This window comes from Comamonas denitrificans (assembly GCF_042654745.1).
Taxonomy (GTDB): Bacteria; Pseudomonadota; Gammaproteobacteria; order Burkholderiales; family Burkholderiaceae_C; genus Comamonas; species Comamonas denitrificans.
Genome location: NZ_JBHSEY010000045.1, coordinates 1 through 2,621, shown reverse-complemented (window position 1 = coordinate 2,621; position 2,621 = coordinate 1). Strand labels below are relative to the sequence as shown.

At 48.7% G+C, this 2,621-nt stretch carries 4 protein-coding genes and 1 tRNA gene; all 5 read right to left on the bottom strand.

Annotation, left to right across the window (positions count from 1 at the left end; genetic code table 11):
- Window positions 1-84 precede the first annotated feature (84 nt).
- Entirely contained in the window at window positions 85-405 is a 321-nt protein-coding gene (locus tag ACFO24_RS09060) for a type II toxin-antitoxin system PemK/MazF family toxin (protein WP_377738048.1), read from the bottom strand.
- Window positions 399-653 carry an AbrB/MazE/SpoVT family DNA-binding domain-containing protein gene (locus ACFO24_RS09055; protein WP_377738047.1) on the bottom strand — a complete coding sequence of 85 codons (255 nt, stop codon included), beginning with the start codon at window positions 651-653 and terminating at the stop codon, window positions 399-401. The genes ACFO24_RS09060 and ACFO24_RS09055 overlap by 7 nt, the downstream gene beginning before the upstream one ends.
- 242 nt (window positions 654-895) lie before the next feature.
- The gene (locus tag ACFO24_RS09050) at window positions 896-1,561 is read right to left on the bottom strand and encodes a vWA domain-containing protein (protein WP_377738046.1); all 666 of its coding nucleotides are present in this window, start codon (window positions 1,559-1,561) and stop codon (window positions 896-898) included.
- A gap of 150 nt (window positions 1,562-1,711) precedes the next feature.
- Window positions 1,712-1,788: transfer RNA gene (locus ACFO24_RS09045), tRNA-Pro, on the bottom strand.
- A gap of 38 nt (window positions 1,789-1,826) precedes the next feature.
- Window positions 1,827-2,621 (bottom strand): putative bifunctional diguanylate cyclase/phosphodiesterase (locus tag ACFO24_RS09040; RefSeq protein ID WP_377738045.1); only part of this gene is annotated, 795 nt, incomplete at its 5' end.

Below are 2,621 nucleotides of genomic sequence, written 5' to 3'. Positions count from 1 at the left end.
CTCATACTGGCTCCTATTGGACAGGAAATAGGAGGCTCTTGACTGTCTACAAAACCCTGGGCGATTCAGACTCCTCTTGCCTCGTTACTCGGTAAAGACTTCTTGCAGCGTTGTGAGCGTTGCGGTCAGCGTCTTAGCTGTCAAGGCTCCGGTTTTTTTGACCAGTCGCGTTTTGTCCACGGTTCGCATTTGATCCAGCAAGATTAACCCCTTTGTTCCCCCGTGAGTCACAGGCACACGAAATGGAGCCGAGAAGCCTTTGGAAGTCATAGGCGTAACGATCACAGTGCGAAGGTTGTCGTTCAGTTCAGCCGGTGAAACAATCACACAAGGACGAGTCTTCTGGATTTCGCTTCCTATGGTCGGATCAAGATTGACTAGCCAGATTTCACCGCGCTTCACCACTGCAAATCCTTGTCATCTGCGTTGCTGAACTCACCCATTACCAGCGCATCGTCACCGCTGGCTGTAATGGTCTTAGCTGCTTGTGCCCAGCCCTCTCGCACCGGCTTTGCGGGTTTACGCAGGACGATGGAACCGCCCTCCACTGCCACGGCGGCCACACTCGCTCCATCTAACCCGGCTTGGACTAGCATGATCTTGGGGATCACGACCCCCTTACTGTTTCCGATATTCCGAATTACGATTTGCATGTTAACTCCAATCTGTTTTAACAATGTTATTACATGGGGAAAATTTGTCAAGGCAGATTTAAAACAAAGTTATAACTTACTTAATGCTTTTGATTCGGATACTGCAGACCTTGTTACCCCAGCTTCCGCGCCAGATCAGCCGCCCGCAAGTTGTGGTAGCCCTCGTACTTTGCAGCGTCGTGTGGTCAAGTCAAAAAAACCCCCAAGCCGCAGGACGCGGACATGGGGGGTTGGGGGTTGCCTTAGAACATCTTAATGACGGCCTTCAGCATCTCCGATGGGAGATTTGTGGGATTCACTTTCGTGAAATTCTTGAGATAAGAGGTGTCATGAGGACAGATTTTTGTACCAATCATCATGATTACCACTTCAACTCCAGCGCTTTCAGCACTCTTGACTACATCTGAGAGATCACCAATGTCGCCATCGGTAATCAAAAAGAGTATCTTGCGAGCCTCTTTCCGTTGCACCAAGTCTTTGAGTCGACCAATTAGTGCTGGACGGGTCGAAGTAAGCCCAGTCGTCCAGTAGTTCTCAAGGCACCCACCTTTTTTCCAAGGAGTTTTCCATTCTTTGAGCACCATCAGATTGGTGTTGAAGGATGCAATCGAGAACGAAAGACCAAACGGCGCGAAGCTATTGAGCACGCTACCGATAGCCCAGGTTGCTGATGCGCAATATGTCGCAATTGAGTTAGGAGTTCCCGGTACTGCCTCACGCATACTGCCACTGGAGTCGATCAACAGCGAAATCGCTGTATTTAATGCTTCTCCAGGCTTTCCGGGTTCAGTAAACACATCACGAGCCCCAAGACGGGCATCAACGATCCGGTCACCTGCCAAAGAGCCTGTTTCAGTGTAGTCATCGTCCTCATCTTCTACCAATGACTGCAGTTGATGCGGACGCAAATTCTGGGATCTTGCAAGCCCAACGGCTAGCCGGACACTCAACTCAGAGCCAGACGGCAGACTACGTTCGACACAAAAAAGCTATCAAAGCTGTAGCAGTCCGTTAGACAAAAGGGTTTGCACCAAAACGATGCAAACCCTTGATTTTATTGGTCGGAGCGGCGGGATTCGAACTCGCGACCCTCTGCTCCCAAAGCAGATGCGCTACCAGGCTGCGCTACGCTCCGACTAAGCTAGTATTCTAACCACTTTTTAAGCTACTTTTTTAAATTTTTAAATTTTCTTGTACCAGTCGCTGCGTCATCTCGGTGGCGGTGATGGGCTTGCAGTACCAATAACCTTGCCCAAAATCGCAACCTGCTTCCAGCAAGATGCTGTGCTGCTCTTGGGTCTCCACCCCTTCTGCAACCACTTGGATGCCCAGCTGGTGCGCCATGACGATGATGGCTTGGCACAAGGCAACATCTTCTGAAGCACGGTGCAAGTTGCATACAAAACTGCGGTCAATTTTGATGTAATTAATATCAAAACGTTTTAAATACGACAGCGAAGAATAGCCCGTTCCAAAATCATCAAGCGCCAGTTCAATACCTGCAGTTTGCAAGGTGTTGATGTTTTCATCACTAATTTTGTCAGATTCGAGTAGCATGCGCTCGGTAATTTCTATGACCAAGGCTTGGCTTGGAATTTTAAGTTGTGCAAGTTTTTCCAACCACTGCTTGCAATCTAAATCGGTGCTTAATAATTGAACCGGTGAGACGTTCACACTAATTGAAAAATCGGACTTATATTGAGTACGCCATACAGCCAATTGCTGGATTGCTTCGTTAAAAATCCAATTTCCCAAAGGAACGATCATCCCAGACTCTTCAGCCAGAGGAATAAAATCCCCGGGATTGACCCGGCCTCGCAAAGGTTGATCCCAGCGGATCAAAGCCTCTGCCTTGACTATTTTCCCTGTCTGCATTGCCACAATGGGTTGGTAATAAAGTGTAGCATCCCGGATGATTGCATAGACAAAAATCGCTATCCGCTGTTTATGGCGCGATCCGTGCTGCGG

Coding starts and splice junctions, on each gene's coding strand:
- ACFO24_RS09055 (WP_377738047.1), bottom strand. CDS start 653: ATGCAAATCGTAATTCGGAATATCGGAAACAGTAAGGGGGTCGTGATC.